Source organism: Prevotella sp. oral taxon 299 str. F0039, assembly GCF_000163055.2.
In the GTDB taxonomy this organism is placed as follows: domain Bacteria; phylum Bacteroidota; class Bacteroidia; order Bacteroidales; family Bacteroidaceae; genus Prevotella.
Map to the genome: position 1 here is coordinate 1,179,180 of NC_022111.1, position 20,555 is coordinate 1,199,734.

The window sequence follows — 20,555 nt, forward strand, 5'->3', positions numbered from 1 at the left end:
TTGTGCAATAGATAGTGTTGGCAGGGGTTAAATCATAGCTCTTGCCAACATTTTTCTTTTAATCTAACTATCAACAAAGGCGGAAACGATAGTTGCTACTTCCCATTAAAAACCAATAAACATTGATTTTAACCGAAAACGCAACAACGCTAAGAACACAAAAAGATATGTTTAGATAACTACTCTAATGATTAATGATAACGACTTTTATCAAAACTAAATTACATTTATAATCTCATTATGAAAAAAAGCTTACTATTAGCATGTGGATTATTAACCTGCGCAACAACCTTTGCACAGCGAACTCCAACCCATCCGCTCGACATTAAGGATGCGAAATATGCTGATTTACCCAAAGATTTCGATGCTTGGGCTCCTGGAAAGCAATTGAATGGAGTGTCAAGAATGGACGATGAATTCTTTATTTCACGTGTAAGACCTCGCACAAGAATAAAGGAAGGTGATTACAAAGTAGATGAAAAAGTAGACGAAAATCGCAAGATGTGTCTATGGGTTCCACTCGATGAGCCTACATCTACATGGAAAGGTTTACCCCGATATTGCTTCGAAGGCGACAATTTTAGCCTTTGGTCGTATGTGGATATTCATGGAAACTGGACTGCACCATGGCTCCGTTTAAGTGCAGGCGTGAGTGATGTGGCTCATAAAAACGGCGTTAAAGTGGGCTGTTTGATGAGTGTTCCAGAGTCAGAATACGTTGTTTTAAATCCAATTGCGCCCAAAATCAACTCAAAAGTGCTTTTCAAGATTACCGATATGGATAATCGTAATCGCTTTAAATATGCAGAAAAGCTTGTAAAGTTGATGAAATACTATGGCATCGACGGCCTTGGTGTGAACTCAGAGTTCTACACAAGTGGTGGAGTTATGACTCAACTTATGGCATTTTTTGAAGAATGTCACAAAGAAGCACGCAAGATAGGTTGGGAATTCCAATTATATTGGTACGACGGAACCAACGAATCGGGTAGCAAAAACTTTGACCAAGGACTCGGAGACCATAACAAAAGAATGTTTGGACGTAAGGGTCATGAGGTAACTGATATGATGTTTGCTAACTATGGTTGGAGTGAAAGAACCTTAGCAAAGTCTGTTCGTACAGCAGGAGAGCTCGAACGCAATAGCTACGACTATTATGCTGGCTTCGATATTCAAGCTCGTGGCGTTAAAAATGTTAATTGGAAAGATCTTTTAAATCATAAAATTTCGATTGGTTTTTGGGGAGCTCACTCTCAAAGTCTTATTCATCAGAGTGCAACCGACAACGGAACAAGCGACGTTGCTATACAAAACACTTACTTAAAGAAACAAGAATTGATTTTTAGTGGTGGAAATCGCAACCCAGCTTATCGTCCAAACGTGGGTAATGGTACATCTCTTGCTAATGCAGAGTTGGAACATTTCCACGGATTGGCAGCCTTCATTACCGCCAAATCAACCATTAACGAAATGCCATTCGTGAGCCGTTTCAACTTAGGTAATGGTCTTTCGTTCCGCAACGAGGGTAAGGTAACCTTCGATCACAAGTGGTATAACCTCGGAACACAAGACTTTATGCCTACTTGGAGATGGTGGATTACAGGCGAAAACGACCAAGTTGACGCCAGCAACTACTCTTCTTTGGTGAAAGCCGACCTCACTTTTGACGACGCTTACTTTGGAGGTTCATGCTTAAGTCTACACGGACAAACAGCTTTCTCACGTGTAAAGCTCTTTAAAACTTTGTTGCCTGTAGACGGAAAAGATAAAATTTCGCTTATATACAAGGTGATGAACGGCACAGAAAGTCATGCTAAACTATTTGTAGCGTTGAGCAATGACCTTAAAAATTATAAGGAAATAGACATTCCTAACGCAACAACACAAGGCGAATGGAGCACTTTTGAAGCTGAATTAAGTAAATTGGGCATCACTTCAAGCAGTAAAATTGCTATGATTGGTGTTGTGGTGAAAGGCACAACAGACGACTATAACCTTCATATTGGTGAGCTTGCAGTGCGCAATCCTCAAACACAATTCCACCCAGTTCAACCTAAAATTGAGGAATTTAACATCATTAGAGGTAGAGCAAAGAACATCGATTTCAAGATAAGATATGCAAGTAAGCCCGAAACAGGCGAAACAAAGACCTACAACGAAGAAGTAGATACTTGGTATTATGAAATTCTTTATCAAGCAGAAAACGAGCCAGAGCAAGTGTTAACCGCCACTCCTTCATGGGCAGCATACGTTATCGACGCTCCACTTGTTAACGGAATCACCAACAGAAAGGTTCGTTTAGGTGTGCGTGCAGTAGCTCCTGATGGTGTAACTAAGTCTGAAACATCATGGACAACACTTCAAGATGCTCCTTATAACGATACCAACGACAACGTAGTGCTTAGTCGTCCTGTTATAAAGGCAAACGAAATGTTCAATGTTCGCTTTGAAGATGAGTTGCACCCAGCGGCAAAAGAGTGGAAAGTTTTGAAGTCTTCTACAAATAGTGTTGTAAAAGTTGTGAACAATGCAAAGGATTTCGACCTTACATTAGAAGACGAAGGCTTGTACGATCTTGTTATTACAGACAACCAAAACAAGGCAACAACCATTAGAGGTATTATTCAAGTGAGTCCTCAAAGCACAGGTGCTGCACCTCAAATTACCGACATCAGAGCAGATAAAGCAAGCGTTGAAGGCGGAAAAGATGTTACTTATTCTGCTACAACAAAAGAAGGTGAGGGACATGCATCACATGGTTTGATTATCGAAGACCCCAAAATGCTTCAAATTCCTGCTGCTCTTCAACAAGGAAAGAACTATTCTTACGCTCTATGGTTCAAGGCAAATAAGTTGGCTCACGATAAACAAGGAACCAACCTCATTAGCAAAAACACCGTTAAAGACCGTTGGCCTCACAACAACTGGGGTGACCTTTGGGTGCAAATACGGCCTGAAGTAACCGATAACTATACAAAGAAGGTGCACCCAGCTAACGAAATCTCATTCAACACCATGGGTTGGAAGAGACATGATGAACCTAATTTTAATATGATTAGCAATGGTTACAGCATCACACCAGGTGTTTGGAATCACCTTGTAGTATGCCATAACGATGGAAACATTCAAACAATGTATCTTAATGGACGTAAGGTTGCGCAAGTAGCGTACCCTGAATCATCAAGAAGAGAGGAGTCAAGAGACACCAGAATACAAACTTATATCTCTGCAGACATCTTTATTGGTGGCGGTGGTGTATATAAGAGTGGATTCAATGGTGTGATTGATGAAGTTCAAATATGGAACAAAGAGCTATCAGAAGACGAGGTAAAACGTGCTATGAAGGGCTTTAAAGAAGGCGAAGTGCCTGAAGGTTTGATGGGATATTTCACCTTTGAAACCAAAGAAGGCGACAACATCTTCCCTAACTTGGGTAAGGGTGGAGCAGACTATAAGGCTCACTTGGTGGTAATGGCTAATAGTGGAGGTGAAGATACCTCTAAGGCTTTCTACAAAGAAGAATCTGCCGACAACTCAGTAGTGGGTAATCCTGGTATCGAAGGTTCATTGAACATCACCACAACTTACACATGGAAGCTCGAAGGAGCTAACAACCCAACCGTTGAAGGCAAAACTGCTACCGTGCAATATCGCAATATGGGCAAGGTGGGAGCTACCCTAACACTAAGCAACCAATGGGGCGAAACAACTCTAACAAAAGACAACTTGGTAGAGGTTACATCGTCTACTGGCATTAACGAGGTAGAGAGCGGTGTTGCTTTCGAGGCCTTCCCTAACCCATTTGTAGATAGTGTGAACCTTCGTTTTGCTGAAGGCGGAACCTATACACTCAATGTGTTGAACGCAAACGGCATGCTCGTTCAAAGCAACTTGCTAACAACTGCTGCTGGCGAAGTGACCAACGTGAGTGTGACAGGTGCTAAAGGACTTTACATTCTTCAAATTGTGAAGGGTGGAAAGACCTACAAAACCATTAAATTGGTGAAGAAATAATGTGATTGTTTATCAATTCCTCAGTGCTGTTTGCACGCCTAACACAATAGAAACGGCAAGCACGCTGAGGATATTCCAATACCTTTATCTTTTAATTTATTACTAATATATAATGTAACTATAAAAGAATGGATGTGAACATAAAAGTTCTATTTGTAGAAAAGGATTCATTGAAAAGCGAAAATAGTGACTTCTTTTTTTTATTTGTTAATGATAGGAAAGTAAATAAAATAGTCTTTTTGCATCCATAAATAGGTAAATGAAGTGGGAAACACATAATATTTGTTAAAATAACTGATCTAGATCAGTTGATTTTGTTATAAAATATTAGTTTTGCATCAAACTAAATAAATTAACTTGAGTCTAAGACATAATAGTTATTTCTATTACTGCAGTATGAGAAATTTAATAATTTACAAGAGTTCATCTCTAATGAAACTCATTCTAGCCTCAACAATTGCCTGTTCGTCAGCGCAATATGCGAGTGCTAAGTCGAATGATGCAAGAGCAGAGAAACCTGTTGCATCGCAGTTTATTAACCAACAAGCTCAAGCTACCCAACGTACTATTACAGGTGTTGTAAAAGACGAAGAGGGCATGCCAATGATTGGTGTGAGCGTTGTTGTTAAAGGTACTGGTAAAGGAACAGTAACCGATATGGATGGTCGTTACACCATTAAAGTAGGTGGTGCTCGTTCAACCCTAACTTATTCTTATGTAGGTAGCATTCCTCAAGACATCGTTGTAGGCGACAAAACCAATATCGACGTGGTGTTGAAAGAAGAAAAGACTATGTTGACAGGTGTTGTTGTAACTGCAATGGGTATTATGAGAAAGGAAACTTCGCTAACCTATTCTACCCAAAAGGTAAAGGCAGAAGATCTAACAAAGGTGCAAGACCCTAACGTTGCTAACAGCTTGGAAGGTAAAGTGTCTGGTATCACTATTACACCAAGTGCTGGTGGTGCTGGTGGTGCATCTAAAATTATCCTTCGTGGTAACAAATCTATTAATGGTAATAGTTCTCCTTTGATCGTAGTAGATGGTATTCCAATGACCAACGAAACACGTTCTAAGAGAGGAATGAATGGTGATGGTTTCGAATATTCAGGTATAACAGAAGGTGCTGACCCACTATCAATGATCAACCCAGATGATATCGAATCTATCAACGTATTGAAAGGTGCTAACGCTGCCGTTCTTTATGGTTCTAAAGCAGCTAATGGTGTTGTGATGATTACAACCAAAAAAGGACGTGAAGGTAAGCTTGATGTGAACTTTACATCAAACGTTACATTCGATTCTCCATTGTTAACACCAAAAATTCAAAATACATATGGAGCAGCGGTAGACCAAAATGGTTTCTTATCTCCACTAAGCTGGGGTAACAAAATCACAGATCGTGCAGACGCTGATTTAGTGATCGACGCTCCTCTTGGTACACAATTTACAGAGAAAACTCACAAGGTTTACTTGCGTAATCGTGCTAACGACGACGTGAAAGACTTCTTTAGAACAGGTGTAACAACAAACAATTCAGTTTCAGTTTCAGGCGGTACAGAATTGATGCGTTCATATTTCTCAGTAGGAAATAGCCACGCAAATGGTATGATGAGAGAAAACTCTTATAATCGTAACTCATTCGCTTTCCGTCAATCATACGATCTTCTAAAGAGAGTGAAAGTCGATGTTTCTTTGAACTATGTAGAAACAATAACAAAGAATCGTCAAGGTGGTGGTACAGTGCTTAACCCAATCTATCACCTTTACACCATGCCAAGAAATATCGACTTAGGTTATTATCGTAATAACTATGTAGAAGACGGAGCATGGATGTCTAACTATCAAAGTTATTACAAAGATTTAGGTGCAAATAAGTTTGAATGGAGACCAGCAGAAAAAGTAAAATTGAATGGTCCATTGCAGAACTGGGCATACCTATCTAACGCAAATAACAACCCATATTGGCTAATCAACCAAAACAGAGGACGTCAAAGTGAAGACCGTTTGTTTGGTACAGTTAGTGCAAATGTTGATATTTATGATGGCTTAAGCTTCCAAGCTCGTGTGAATTATACTAAAACTCACTTCAAGAGCAACAGCAAGCAATATGCAACAACCTTCCTTCCTTCAAGCATGCACGACTTTGGTCGTATGTTTGATAACTCATCAACAGCAACAGAAATCTACACCGACTATTTGTTAAACTATAACAAACAAATTAAAGATTACTCTGTTTCTGCATCAGCAGGTTGGGTTGGACATACATTAAAAACAACTTACAAGAACACAGACGTAACAGCAACTTACATCGAACCATTGTTGCGTAAGCCTTCTACTGACGTGAACTACTTCGAAACAAACGCAGGTGGTATGGGTGCAACAACATCAGGTAAGTCTTCAAGTTGGGACAAAGCGTTGCTCTTCACAGCACAAGCAGGTTGGAAAGAAACAGTTTATGTAGATTTCTCTTATCGTCAAGACTGGTATCGTTTGTTCAGACAACTATACCTTTCAGGTGATGCAGAGAAGCAAAGCTATGGCTACTTCGGTCTTGGTGCTAATGCAATCGTTAGCAACTTAGTGAAATTACCAGAGTGGTTTAACTACATGAAGTTCCGTGTTTCTTACTCTGAAGCAGGTAACTCGTTTGCAGATGCAGGATTCTACAGAATCTCTCAAAACAGAAGAACAGGTGCTGTTAATGCAAATAGCTACAAGAAGTTCAAGGCAGTTCCAGAAGTAATGAAGTCGTTTGAAACAGGTATCGAAACCATGTTCTTGAATAATAGACTTAGCTTCGACCTTACATATTATAATGGTGTAATGGATCACTTGTATATGGAAGGCTCAGATGCATCAGGTGTTCAACCATTCACATCTGCAAAAGTTCGTAATCAAGGTATCGAAACAACCATCGGTTACAACTTCCATTTAGCTAAAGACGTTAACTGGAGAACAAGTTACAACGTATCTTACAACAGCAACAAGATCCTTAAGACTGCTTACAATGATCAAGGTAAAGAACTTATCCAACAACAAGTTGTAGGTGGTACATACGTCAGATATAAAGAAGGTGGTTCAATTGGTGACATGTATATCCACGATTTCGAAAGAGATGCTAATGGAAACATCGCTCTTACAAAGTCTGGAGCACCACGTTTCAAGAGCTCAGGTCAAGATGCTGACTTGATTTATGTAGGTAACATGAACGCTAAATGGCAAATGGGTTGGAGCAATAACTTCAACTACAAAGACTTTACATTGTCATTCTTGATCAATGGTCGTATCGGTGGAAAGGTTATTTCATTAACAGAAGCATACTTAGATCAAAATGGTTTGTCACAAAGAGTTGCTGATGCACGTCTTAATGCAGAAAGAAACAACATCGTTGCAGCAGACTACAAGAACGCTCCAGGTATGCAATTGAACGACGGAAGCGGACGTATCGTTCCAGTTGAAGCATATTATAAAGCAATGGGTGCATCAACCAACCCATACAACTATATATATAGTGCAACCAACTTCCGTTTACGTGAGTTATCATTAGGATATACATTCCGTAACCTTCTTGGTCAAAACAAGAACTTAAACGTATCGTTCATTGCAAGAAACCTATTCTTCTTGTACAACGATAGCCCTGTAGATCCAGACGTTTCATTATCAACCGCTAATGGTTTAGGTGCATTCGAATTGTTCAACATGCCATCTTCACGTTCATTTGGTTTGTCTTTGAAACTTAACTTCTAAAACATAACAGAATAAGAATATGAAAAAATATAAATTTTTAGTAGCATTTGCTGCTTTCGCAGGAACCTTATCGCTACAATCTTGTTTAGACTTTGATGATCCTGGAGCAGAGTTTAACTCTGATACAAAGAATGTAGAGAAGGTTACTGAACGTGGAAACGTAGATAACATTCCTTACAAATTAGATCTTACAGGAGAACAAGCTGCTGCCGTTATCGATAAACTTCAAGATTATCTTAATGCTGGTCTTGGTGCACAATTCGCACTAAGAGGTGGAAAGAACGGTGATGCACCAGGCGAACACCAATATCAATTCCAGTTCTCTTTAGGTGTAGATAACTATGCGCAATATGCAGTTATCCCTCACCAAAATTTCGTTTACTCAAAAGTATTCGTACGTTCAACTTACGACATTGCTCCTAAGTTCTATGGAGGTGCTAATGGTTCATTTGGAGAAGTGCGCAAATCAGCAGTTCAATTGTTGAACCATAAGTCGATAGACTCAATCCCAGAGATGAAAGCAGTTTATCTTCTTATCTTCAACACAGCTGCACTTGAAAACGCAGATATCTATGGTCCATTTGCTTATCAAGACGTAAAGACCAACAAACAAAGTGCTCCTTATAACTATGATAACCTTGAAACCATCTACAAGTCAATCGTTGCCAACATCGATACAGCAGTAGCATGTTTCAATTATTTCCCCAATAAGAAAGCAGACTACAAAGAAAAGTTGGTGGCTTTATTAAAAAAGAATATCTTGATTACCAATGATGATGCAAACAATGCAACCGATTTCGAAACATGGAAGCGTTTTGCTAACTCATTAAAGTTGCGTATGGCAATGCACATTGTAAAAGTTAATCCAACTCTTGCAAAGCAATGGGCAGAAGAAGCTGTTAAGAGTGGAGTGATTGAAGATACAAAACACGAAGTATCTTTGCGTCCCAACCTAATCGGTTTCTCCAATCCTCTAATCCAAATCAGTAAGTGGGGCGACACACGTATCACCGCTTCGTTGGTAACATTGTTAGAAAGCTTAAAGCATCCTTATCTAGATGATAAGTTCGCACTATTCACAAAGAACGATAACCTTATCGTAAATAGCAAGACCAACGAAAAACTTGAAGCAGATACAAAGGTAGTTGGTATTCGTTCTGGTACTCACACTGGCGACGGACAAGGTTATGATGGAAACCAATACATCGCATTCTCGAGTGTTAATCCTGAGAGATTCCACGGAGTGCCCTTGTATGTTATGAAACTTTCTGAAGTTTGTTTCCTAAGAGCCGAAGGCGCATTGCGTGGCTGGAACATGGGTGGTACAGCAGAAGAGTTCTACAATAAAGGTATTCTTGCTGCTAACTGTTTAGACCGTAAAGATGATAATGTATACTATCAAAATGCTGTGTCAGCATACATGGCACAAACAAACGCTACACCAGTGACCTATGTTGACCCAACAGGCGATACAGAAAACATCGAAAGCCCAACAAAGATCGGTGTTAAATGGAATGCTGCAGATCCAGACGAGGTGAAGCTTGAGAAGATCATTACACAAAAATACATCGCAGCTTATCCAATGAGTTTCGAGGCTTGGGTAGACTTAAGACGTACAGGTTATCCTAAATTGTTCGAAGTTCTCAATGCTGATGAATCAGATGGTAGCTTGAAAGAAGGCGATATCATTCGTCGTTTACCTTTCCCAGGACGTACAGATCCTGCTACACAAGCAGACATTCAAGCAACAGGTTTGAAGGCATTGAATGGTGCAGACGTTGTAGGCACACGTTTATGGTGGGATGTTAACACACCAAACTTCTAATATTTAATAGGTGGGGACACTCCATTTGGCAAGTGCCCCCACTATTTAACTAAACAAGAAATTATTTTTTACTATTTAATAAAACTTTAAACAACTCTTGTATGAATAAGAAATCTACAATGAAAGCATTGATGCTTGCAGGCCTTTTGTGCGGTGCTCCAAGCACAATGAGTGCTCAAGCAACAGCAGGTAGCACATCAACAACAATCTACGACTTTGCTAATTTTGGCGATCAAAGCTTGTTAGACCTTTTTGCTTCAGCTTTAGAAAAGGGCAGAAAGTTCCCAACTACACAAGAACTTAAAGCCGCAGGACTCTATGAAGAGTTAGAGTTTGTGCGTTCACACGTTCGCAAACGTCAAATTCTTTCTCGTCAAGATCGTCTTGTTGGCGATACTTATAGAGAAAGAGATCTATTTATGAACATCCCAGCAGGTGCAGGTTCAACAATTGGTGGTTATCCTTCAAAAGACTTTGCAAGCGATAACTTCTCTATGTGGAACTACACCAACCTCTTCGGTTCATGGAACCATGGCTTGTTCCAAGCACCAGGTTCATGGGTAGACGCAGCTCACAAGAATGGTACAGACATTCTTAGTGGTATGAAATTCTTCGACACAACAGGTGGAAGAGGTGGCCATGCAACAGGCTGGATAGGCTTAATTAAGCAAAAGAACGACAAAGGTGAATTCAAATACACTCGTCCACTTATCCATCTTTTGCAATTCTTAGGAATGGATGGTATCAACTATAACTTCGAAGCAAGAGGTTATGATGATAGTGAGGTAATTAAATTCCACCAATCATTATATGCTTATGCCAAGGAACAAAAATTTGATAACTTCCATATTGTTATTTATACATCAAACTCTAGTTTATCACCTTACAACTCAAAAGCATTGTTTGGTGAGAATAATGTAAAGACAACAGACTTGATGTTGAACTATGATGCAAACGACTTCTCTTACAGCATGCCTTCATCAGTGCAAGAAGCTAAGCGTGTTATGGGTACAGCTAAGGGCTTGTATGCAGGTGTTTGGATTGTAGATATGAACAGAGGTTGGAACCGTCTTAATGCAACAGGTGCAGAAGAGTGCGGTATTTGCCTTTGGGGAGAACACGCACAAAGCCGTTTCTGGTCATACAACACAGGTGGAAATGCACAAGAACGCATGACCAACTATCAAATGTTGTTGGAAAGAGGCTTCTCAGGTGGTAAGAGAAACCCAGCTGATCGTCCTGGAATAAGCAGATTTGGAAATAACTGGGAATGGTCAGGTACAACTCCTCCATTGTCTACTTTCGCAGGTTTAGCAACATGGATTCCTGAGCGTTCTGCAATTAATGGAACTCTTCCATTTAGCACATTCTTCAATGCAGGTGCTGGAGAGGTTTACACATACAAAGGAAAGAAAACAGCAGGTTCATGGTATAACATGTCTAACCAAGACATCGTGCCAACTTATCGTTGGTTGGTTTACGACGGAGGTACAACAAACACAAGTACAAGCGTACAACCTGAGTTTACTTATGAAGATTCTTACACAGGTGGTTCTTGCTTAAAACTAACAGGTAAAGCACAAGCTTCGTCTACAGATATCGTTCTTTACAAAACCAATCTTACAGGTACAAGCGGTGCAATCAAAGCACAAGTAGCTATTAAAACAGGTAAAGATACACCACAAGACTCTAAACTTGCTCTCATCGTTCGCCTAAAGAACTCTAAGGAATGGAAAGAGTTTGCTGTTGATGGTACAACAGATAAAACATGGAAAGAGCACACAATTGCTCTAACAGGTTTAAATTCAACAGACGTTATCGATCGTATCGGTCTTCGTGTGAAGAATGTTGACGATCAATACAAACTTCTTGTTGGTAAATTGGCTATCCTAGACGACTTCACAGCTACTCCTGAAGCAGTGAAAGATCTTAGAATTCAAGTGAAAGAAGAAAACAAATCTTCACTTTCTGTGAAAGCTTCTTGGGCTTTAAATTCAGCTGCTGACGATAAAGTTGTTTACAACGACGATGCTAATGTAGATCACTTCGAAGTGCTTTATAAAAATGGAACAGATGGTGAAGTAACAGAAATCGGCCGTACATCACAATGGGCTACATACATTGGCGACATCGTAATGGGAGAATCAGATCAACCATTCATCGGTGTTCGTTCAGTTTCTAAAGACTTAAAGACCTACTCTCCAGTAGTATGGCAACAAGTTCCACGTGCTGAATATTCAACTCTTCCTGAGAAAAAGGATAATCCTTATGGAGAACCAGAATTGGATATGTCTGCTGATGGTTATAAAATTGCACAGCAAGTACGTTATATCGAAACCTTTAAAACAGAGGGTGGAACAACTAATATCGACTATACAGCAAAAGGTCCTAAGGGTGGAACCAACTATGTTGATGCAACAGACCAAGTGTTAAAGGTTGCTCAAGGTACAAAGGTTACATTGAAATTCAAGGGATATGAAGCAACAGATGCTAAGGATGGCAACCACGATGACCTTCGTTGGTGTATGGGTAAGGGTTGGATTGACTTGAATGGCGACCACATCTTCACTCCTATTGATATCAAACAAGATGCAGAAAAAGGTGAACAATTGTTCTTCTTAGGTCAAGTACGTAAAGGAACTTACGCACAAGTTCAATCTCCTCAAAGCTACGAATTCACTATTCCTGCAGACGCTAAGCTTGGTAAAACTCGTATGAGAATTGTATTCTCAGATGCTTGGTTCGCTGGTTCTCTACTTCCAACAGGTAAGTTTAACAAGGGATTTGCTATCGACTTCGGTGTAGAAATCACTGGTAACAACCCTGAAAGACCAACTCCTAAGTCTTCACGTGACGAAGGAAAGGCAGAACAACCAGAAGGACTTTCAACAAGCACATCAATCACTTCATTTGCTGGCGAGGCTTCAACACTTGTTCAAACAAGCAAAGACTTGAAGTTCTCTAACGTAGAAAAAGCTTGGATCTTTGGTGTAGAGGGTTCTTTAGTTAAAGTTTTAGACAATCCTCAACAATACGAAATAAAATCTTTACCAAAGGGTATCTACCTTGTGAAGATGTTGAACAACAACGTTATTCGTACTCAAAAAGTGGTAATCAAGTAAAACTTTTGTAATTGAACTGGCGAAACAAACTACAAAGTAATGTATAACACTTCGCCAATGTCACTAAAAAATAATAGAAGATAAACAATGTTCTATTAAATTTTAACAAGAGAAGGGTGCGCCACATCGTTGGTGCATCCTTTTTTTTCTTACTAACAAAAACATAAACCTTTAGATAAAACAAAAATGAAAAAAACAGTATTCAATTGCAAGACCTTGTTACTTGCACTTAGTTTGTGTGCAGCCGCCCCTTCTTTGGCGCAGACATCACTAGAATCAACATCAACTACTATTTACGATTTCTCTAAGTTTAACGATTTAGAACTACTTAAATTCTTTGCCGAACTCGACGCTCAAGGCCGTAAATATCCCACCATCGCCGAATTAAAAGCAAAAGGACTCTACGACGAAATAGAGTTCGTTCGCTCGCATGTGGCTAAAAGAAACACCATTAATAATGATGATCGACTTGTTCAAAAAACCTATGCCGAACGTGAATTGTTTCTCAATCTTCCTTCGGGTGCAGGCAAAATTGTAGGCGGTTATCCATCGAAAGACTTTGTTAACGACAACTTCTCGATGTGGAACTACACTACCTTGTTTGGCTCTTGGAACCACACTTTGTTTCAAGCACCAGGCTCTTGGGTAGATGCTGCGCACCAAAACGGAACCGACATCATGAGCGGTATGAAGTTTTTCGACACCACAGGAGGCCGTGGTCAGGGTGCTAATCTATGGATGGAGTTCATTGCAGAGCGCAATGCTAACGACGAATTTAAATATGCTCGTCCTCTTATTAACTTACTAAGATTCCTCGGAATGGACGGAATTAACTATAACTGGGAAGCTAATGGATATGCATCTACCAATGTTGTTAATTTCCACAAACGTCTTTATGAGATAGCAAAAGAAGAAAATTTCAATAACTTTCATATCGTGATTTACACCATGAGTCACATTCTTCCAGGCTATTTAAAAGATGCACTCTTTGGCTCTAATGGAAAAAGAACAGCCGAAGTGATGTTGAATTACGAAGGAAACGGCTTTAGCACTGATATGAACTCAAGCTACAGAAATGCGAAAGATGCATTGAAAACCACCAAAGGTTTGTATATGGGTGGTTGGATTGTAGGTATGGATAAGAACTGGAATGATCTTGATAAAGACGTTTATCATCACGAAAGTGGTATTGCTTTATGGGGCGAACACGATCAAAGTAGATTTTGGTCGTATAACAAAGGCAATAGCCCACAACAGCTTATGACCAACTATCAAATGCTTTTAGAACGTGCTTTCTCTGGTGGTCACCGCAATCCAGCAAACCGTCCTAATGTGGTTGATAGAGGAAACAGCCTCGAAGCGCAAGGAGGCAACCCTGCACTCTATAACTTTGCGGGTATGGCTACATGGATTCCCGAGCAGTCTACCATACAAGGTAAATTGCCTTTCTCTACCTTCTTCAACATAGGAAATGGCGAACGCTATGTTTATAAAGGCAAGAAAACAGCAGGATCGTGGTATAACATGTCGAATCAAGACCTTGTTCCAACCTATCGTTGGCTCGTTTATCGCTCAGAAACAACCAACGTAAGCAACGCCATCGATGCACAATTTACCAACACCGACGCTTATATGGGCGGTTCGTGCTTGCAGGTTAAGGGTAAAGCAACAGACGGAAATGCCGACCTTATTCTATATAAAACCTTGCTCGAGGGCAATGGTGGCAACATTGTTGCTAAGCTTGGGGTAAAGAACGGCAAAGAGGCAATGAACTCGTCACAGCTCTATCTCATCGTGCGACTTAAGAATTCGCAACAATGGAAAGAATATCTTGTAACCAATCCAACAACAAACAAGTGGGAAGAAAGAGAGATTACTTTGAGCGATTTAACTTCTTCTGATGTGATAGACCGCATTGGCTTGCGTGTGAAAAACACCAACACAGACTTTAACATGCTTGTGGGTAAGCTCGAATTGAGCGACAACTTCACCGCAACACCAACCGCTCCAAAAGATTTAACCATTCAGGTGAAGGAAGAAAAGAAAACTTCTTTATCGGTGAAAGCTACATGGAATGTGGAATGTGGTGCTGGTAATGAGCTTCAACACAACGACAAAGAGAATATTCATCACTTTGAAATTCTGTATAAGAACGGCGAAGAGGGTGCTGTAACCGAGATTGCTCGCACCAAACAATGGGCAACTTATGTGGGCGATATTCAAGTGGGTGAGCAAGACAATAAACCTTATATTGGCGTTCGCTCTGCTTCTACCGACCTTAAAACCTATTCGCCAGTGGTGTGGAAGGCTATCGAAAGAGGCAATTATAACTCGCTTCCTGCTGCCAACACCAACATTTATGGAACTCCAGAGCTAGATGTTAGCGCAGCTGGTGCAGCAATAGCACGTCAATTTAGATACTTAGAACAATTCAGCACAACCGATGCTATCGAAAATGTTTCATATAATGATACAGGCAGTCGCCCTGCAACCAACTATGTCGACATGTCGTCTAAGGTCATTAAGGTGCGCCAAGGTCAAGAGTTTACCATTCACTTTAAAGGACATGAGGCTACTGACGAAAACGACGGAAGCCACGATGACTTGCGTTATTGCATTGGACGTGGTTGGATAGACCTTGATGGTGACGGCAGTTTTAATCCCGATTTATTAGAATTTAGTCCTGACCATGGCGAATGTTTGTTCACCATTGGCAACAAACGTTCACGCACAATGGAGAATGTTCAGGGTCTTTATGCATTTAAAATAAAAGTTCCTACTGACGCAAAAGTGGGTATGAGCCGCATTCGTATCGTGTTCTCTGACGCTTGGTTCGAAGGTGCTTTGCAACCAACAGGTAAGTTTAACAAGGGCTTTGCTATCGACTTCGGTGTAGAAATTACGGGCGAAAACACATCAAGAAAAGTAGGTAGCGACACTTGGGACGAGGGAACAGCCAGCGAACCTGAAGGATTGAACGCTCAAACAGGCATCAACATAGTAGAAACAGCTAAACCATCGGCTCAGCTCAACAACCAAACCATTGTGTTGAGCAATGTTCAAAACCTTTGGATCTACACCCTTGATGGCGTTCTTGTGCGCCACATCACCCGTCCAACAAACGTCAGCACCAAATCGTTTGCAAAGGGAACCTATCTCATCAAGATAGAAAATAATGGCATTATCGAAACTCAAAAAATGATTATTCGATAAGGTAAACAACCTCTTTTCATTCAGTCAGAATGTGCTTTAACTGCATTCTGAAACTCTTTTTTGAAGACTCTCTTTGGTGAATAATCACCTCGGAGAGTCTTTCTATATGCGATATTTTTATGCACATCTGTAAACTTGCGAGGTGTCGTTAATGGTTATTCACTTTTCTTTTTTTCTTTCTCTTTTCAATAGCAATGTTTTTGCGACTCAATAGCATTGTTTTTTGTTCTCAATAGCAATCGTTTTTAACCCCAATATCAATGTATTTCAAAAGTTATAGTTCGATAGTTTATTCTTGTCATCCTAAAAAACAATTGATTAAAATCAATAAAAATATCCTAAAAATTTGTTTTTTCTTAAACAAAAGTGTATATTTGTATACTGGTAAACATTTATTATTTACTTTATAAGTTATAACATTGACAAAAAATTTACACTAATAAACAATTGTATGGCAAGTAAAAAACTACAATTACTTATGCTTGGATGCTTGGTTTCACCAGCAATTCTTCAAGCTCAGTCATTGAAAAAAGAGTATATTCGATGGCACAACAGCGAGGGCGATAAGCTTTCTGCAACCGTAAATGTATGGAACGACCATGGTAAAGTTACCGATGACGATAACTTCTTTATCTCTCGTGTTAAACCTAAAACACGTTTCCGCAACCAAAACACACAGGTTCGCACAGAACTTACTGCAGAAAACGACAAGCGTTTAGTGGCTTGGATTCCTTTTAACAACCCCGAAACCAATGCTCTACCCGATGGTGTTTTCGACTCAGAGGTCTTCTCTCTATGGTCGTATGTTAGCCACTGGGGCGACTGGACGGCTCCTCTTGGACGTATTCCAGCTGCTTTAATGGACGTTGCACATAAGAATGGTGTAGCAGTTTCATCTGCAGGTACAGTTCCATTTGGTGGCTTAAATGACGACTGGAATCGTGAATTGAGAAATATTGGTTTGTTAGATGGAAATAAACTTGCCAACTTTCTTTACTATTTTGGACAAGATGGATTGGGCTATAATTCAGAATGGAGAGAATATGGTAGTATCACAGAGAGGTTAAGAAATAAGCATATTGAGGTGAATAAGTTGTTAAAAGACAAGAACCCAATATTCGAAAACATGTGGTATGGATTGACTGGAGACAATGGTCGTCTTAGTTATACTAATACCTTAGACAACACTTTTGCAAAAACCTTTGGTGATAACGAGAATAAAGCATTCTCTCTTTTCCTTAATTATGAATGGAATCATCCACAACGCTTAGCAACTTCTGTAGACAATGCTAAGAAAATGGGAAGAGATCCTCTATACCTTTATGCTGGTGTTAACATGCAAGGAGGCGAACCAAGAACAAGTAGTTGGTCACTATTGAAAAACTATAATGTTTCAATTGGTTTGTGGGGAGCTCACTCTAAGAACATGTTCTGGGAAAGTAGAAATGAAAAAGGTAGCTCAGAAGAAACCATGCAACGTTCTTATATGTTAAGAACTGAACGCTATTTCACTGGTGGTACACGTAACCCAGCTAACACTCCAGAGGTTACAAACGCAATGAAATACAACGTAGACAATAAAGAATGGCATGGTATGTCTACATGGATGACTGCTAAGAGTACTCTAAGTTGGGACTTAACAAATGAGCCATTCATCTCTTATTTCAACCTTGGTAATGGTAAATTCTTCAACTGGAAGGGTGAAAGAAAGAACAACAACCCTTGGTATAACATTGGTGTTCAAGACTACTTGCCTACATGGCGTTGGTGGTTTAGTAGCGAATTGCTTGGTAGAAGCGTTCCTGAATCAGGCTTAGATGCTGAATTTACATGGGATGATGCATACGTAGGAGGTTCTTGTGTGCGTGTATTTGGTTCAAATGCAAACGAATATCTACACCTATTCAAAACAGAATACAATCTTAAAGAAGGCGATGTTATCACCTTTAGATATAAACATTTAAGTGGTTCGGGTGATGTTAAGTTGGTGCTTACTGCTAAAGGTAGCGAAAAACAAGCTATCAATGAAAGCGCATTCGAGTTGATTAAGAATGGTCAAGAAATTGATGATGAGCGTTGGATAGAGAAATCTTTTATTGTAGGTAGCGAACTTGCAGGTAAAGATCTTGCATTGATTGCACTTCACTTCGAAAACACCAACAACATCAATATGTATCTTGGAGAGTGTTCTATCGTTAGAGGTACAGCCACAACTCCACAGAAACCAAATTTCCTTTCAGCTAAATTGCTTTCATTCAACAAAGCGGGTGTAGACGGAAAGCTCATCTTTGAGATGATAAATAAAAAGTCTGGCAATGAACCTTGCTACAACTCTGATGTGAATGTATCGCTATTTAAGTTGTGGGCACAACAAGAAGGTGCAAAAGAACCAACCTTAATGGGTATTACAACATCATGGGCTGGTATGTTCTATAGCATTCCTTTAGATCTTACTACTTCAAGTACAAAAGTTCGTTTGGGTGTTTCTGCAGTATCATTAGATATGAAACATGACTCTGAAATTGAATGGTCTGTTTATATGACAACTCCTGCTTATACTTATAACGATGCAGTTCATTGTAGTAAGAATATCATTAAGCCAGGTGAAGAGTTTAAAGTTGGTTATGTAGACCCACGTCACTCTGAAGCTGATTGGGTGCTTAAGAATGATAAAGGACAAACAGTTGCTTCTTCAACTGGTACAAAAGAATTCACAACTAGCGCACTTAAAGAAGTAGGTAACTACGACTTAGTAGTAACAGGTGATGTTCATAACGAAGCTGGAGAAAAAGAAAGAAAGGAAAGAACATTCAAAGCTTTCGTTCAAATAACAGGTAACGAAACAGGTGCTCTTCCTCAAATTCAATCGTTAACAGCTAATGGTTCAGACTCAAGAATTGACGTTCAAGCGAACCAAGCTGTAACAATGGCTTATACAGGTCGTCCTGCTAATGGTAAATTGTCAAGAGGTGTTAACCTAAAAGAAAAGGGATTCGTATTCAAAGCTTCAGAAGTTGGACTATCATCTAACAAGCAAGCATGGACAATGTCATTCTGGATCAAGTTTAATAGTATCCCAACTGGTGGTGTGCAATTCCTCGATATGCGTGATCAATATACCAAATGGCCACAAAATAACTGGGGTTGTTTCTGGTCATCATACTATCCTGCAGACAAAACTCTTAACTTCACTATCCGTGAAAACAGAAATGGTGGTACTCCAGAGCAGAAACAAAACTGGTCGGTTGAATTTGAACCAGGTGTTTGGAGCCACGTAACCATCACAATGGAAAAGGCTTCAAATGGTGTAAAAGAACATCTATACATCAATGGTAAGCCTGCAACTCCAAAGAGTTACGATTACCTTGGCAAAGGACCTGGTCTTGTTAAAGACTATATTAATACTACTGCATGGTGGGACAATAACCACTTTATGTTAGGATTTGGAAGACATCAGATTGCTGCTATTGATGGTGTGATCGATGATGTGAAGTTCTTCGACAAACAATTAAACGATACAGAGGTTGAAGCAAACATGCTTTCAAACGATAAGAATGCTGCTAACTTAAAAGCATTCTGGAACTTTGAAGATAATGCAGATGCAGAACACAAGTTTGCAAGCGTTGTAGCTGGCACAAATGTAAAATCTTATCGTTCAGGAGTTGAAGCTGGTGCAGGCGAAGGTCAAGGTGCTCTTGTTCCAGTAGAGCCTATCTACGAAGCAGGTTCACCATTCATTTCAGGTACAGCATTCTCTGTTGAAACCAAAGCTTCTTGGAAAACTCGTAAGGGTTCATTCACTGAAATAACAGGAAACGACCTCCAAGGTTCTGCAAAAGTAACTTACCCAACTGGTGGTGACTACACTGTTACTCTTACACTTGAAAACTCTTATGGTAAAGATCAACGTACATTCCAAGTGATCCACATCGACGCAACAACAGGAATCAACGAAACAAGTACCGAAGAGGTGAAGGCTTACACTGTAAACGATGACATCCTTGTTGATTGTGCACAAGCTGGTGCTTACACATTCGAGGTTTATAGCATCGATGGTATGCAAGTGCTTAGAAACAATGTGAATGTAGCTACTGGCAACACCGTACGTCTACATCTTGCTAACTCTGGCGTTTACATCCTCAAAGTGAAGAAAGAAGGTAAAACTCTACGCACTGTTAAGCTAATTAGAAAATAATCGGTAAAGTACAAATAAACGATTAACTTTAACAACTAATCACCAGTAAGCAAATGTCTTACTGGTGATTTTTTATTTACTCTCTTTTCTTTTGTTCGCAATGTCTCTGCACTCGCTTTGTTTTGCACTATACAAAAACGGCTATAATTTCGTTCTAAGCGCACAAAACACCTCTCGTTGAATACCTATCCCTCGCACTTAAATATCCTGTTGCATCGCTCTTAAACAACTTGTCAAATTACCTTAGGGCACATCCTCAGCGCACCGCTCACTTAAAAGCTATGACCTTGCACCGCAAAATAATTGCTATTGCATGGTAAAAGAATTGTTATTGCATTGTAAAATAATTGTTATTGCATTGTAAAATAATTGCTATTGCATTGTAAAATATTGGTGTTACCCGCTAAAATCTCCCACTTTTTAGGATAAGACCTAA

6 protein-coding genes are annotated in these 20,555 nt (G+C 39.7%); all 6 read left to right on the top strand.

The window, feature by feature from the left end; all coding sequences use genetic code 11:
- The first annotated feature begins 240 nt into the window (after positions 1 to 240).
- Entirely contained in the window at positions 241 to 4,014 is a 3,774-nt protein-coding gene (locus HMPREF0669_RS07655) for a LamG-like jellyroll fold domain-containing protein (RefSeq protein ID WP_009228050.1), read from the top strand.
- 432 nt (positions 4,015 to 4,446) lie between these two features.
- The gene (locus HMPREF0669_RS07660; protein ID WP_009228049.1) at positions 4,447 to 7,764 is read left to right on the top strand and encodes a SusC/RagA family TonB-linked outer membrane protein; all 3,318 of its coding nucleotides are present in this window, start codon (positions 4,447 to 4,449) and stop codon (positions 7,762 to 7,764) included.
- A gap of 19 nt (positions 7,765 to 7,783) precedes the next feature.
- A complete protein-coding gene (locus tag HMPREF0669_RS07665) occupies positions 7,784 to 9,589 on the top strand; it encodes a SusD/RagB family nutrient-binding outer membrane lipoprotein (protein ID WP_009228048.1) in 1,806 nt (601 codons plus the stop codon).
- Between the two features lie 101 nt (positions 9,590 to 9,690).
- Complete coding sequence (locus HMPREF0669_RS07670) at positions 9,691 to 12,711, top strand: GEVED domain-containing protein (protein WP_009228047.1); 3,021 nt, start codon at positions 9,691 to 9,693, stop codon at positions 12,709 to 12,711.
- A gap of 186 nt (positions 12,712 to 12,897) precedes the next feature.
- Entirely contained in the window at positions 12,898 to 15,924 is a 3,027-nt protein-coding gene (locus HMPREF0669_RS07675) for a GEVED domain-containing protein (RefSeq protein ID WP_009228046.1), read from the top strand.
- Between the two features lie 451 nt (positions 15,925 to 16,375).
- On the top strand, positions 16,376 to 20,119 hold the full coding sequence (locus HMPREF0669_RS07680; RefSeq protein ID WP_009228045.1) for a LamG-like jellyroll fold domain-containing protein: 3,744 nt from the start codon (positions 16,376 to 16,378) through the stop codon (positions 20,117 to 20,119).
- Positions 20,120 to 20,555 lie beyond the last annotated feature (436 nt).

Coding starts and splice junctions, on each gene's coding strand:
- HMPREF0669_RS07655 (WP_009228050.1), top strand. CDS start 241: ATGAAAAAAAGCTTACTATTAGCATGTGGATTATTAACCTGCGCAACA.
- HMPREF0669_RS07660 (WP_009228049.1), top strand. CDS start 4,447: ATGAAACTCATTCTAGCCTCAACAATTGCCTGTTCGTCAGCGCAATAT.
- HMPREF0669_RS07665 (WP_009228048.1), top strand. CDS start 7,784: ATGAAAAAATATAAATTTTTAGTAGCATTTGCTGCTTTCGCAGGAACC.
- HMPREF0669_RS07670 (WP_009228047.1), top strand. CDS start 9,691: ATGAATAAGAAATCTACAATGAAAGCATTGATGCTTGCAGGCCTTTTG.
- HMPREF0669_RS07675 (WP_009228046.1), top strand. CDS start 12,898: ATGAAAAAAACAGTATTCAATTGCAAGACCTTGTTACTTGCACTTAGT.
- HMPREF0669_RS07680 (WP_009228045.1), top strand. CDS start 16,376: ATGGCAAGTAAAAAACTACAATTACTTATGCTTGGATGCTTGGTTTCA.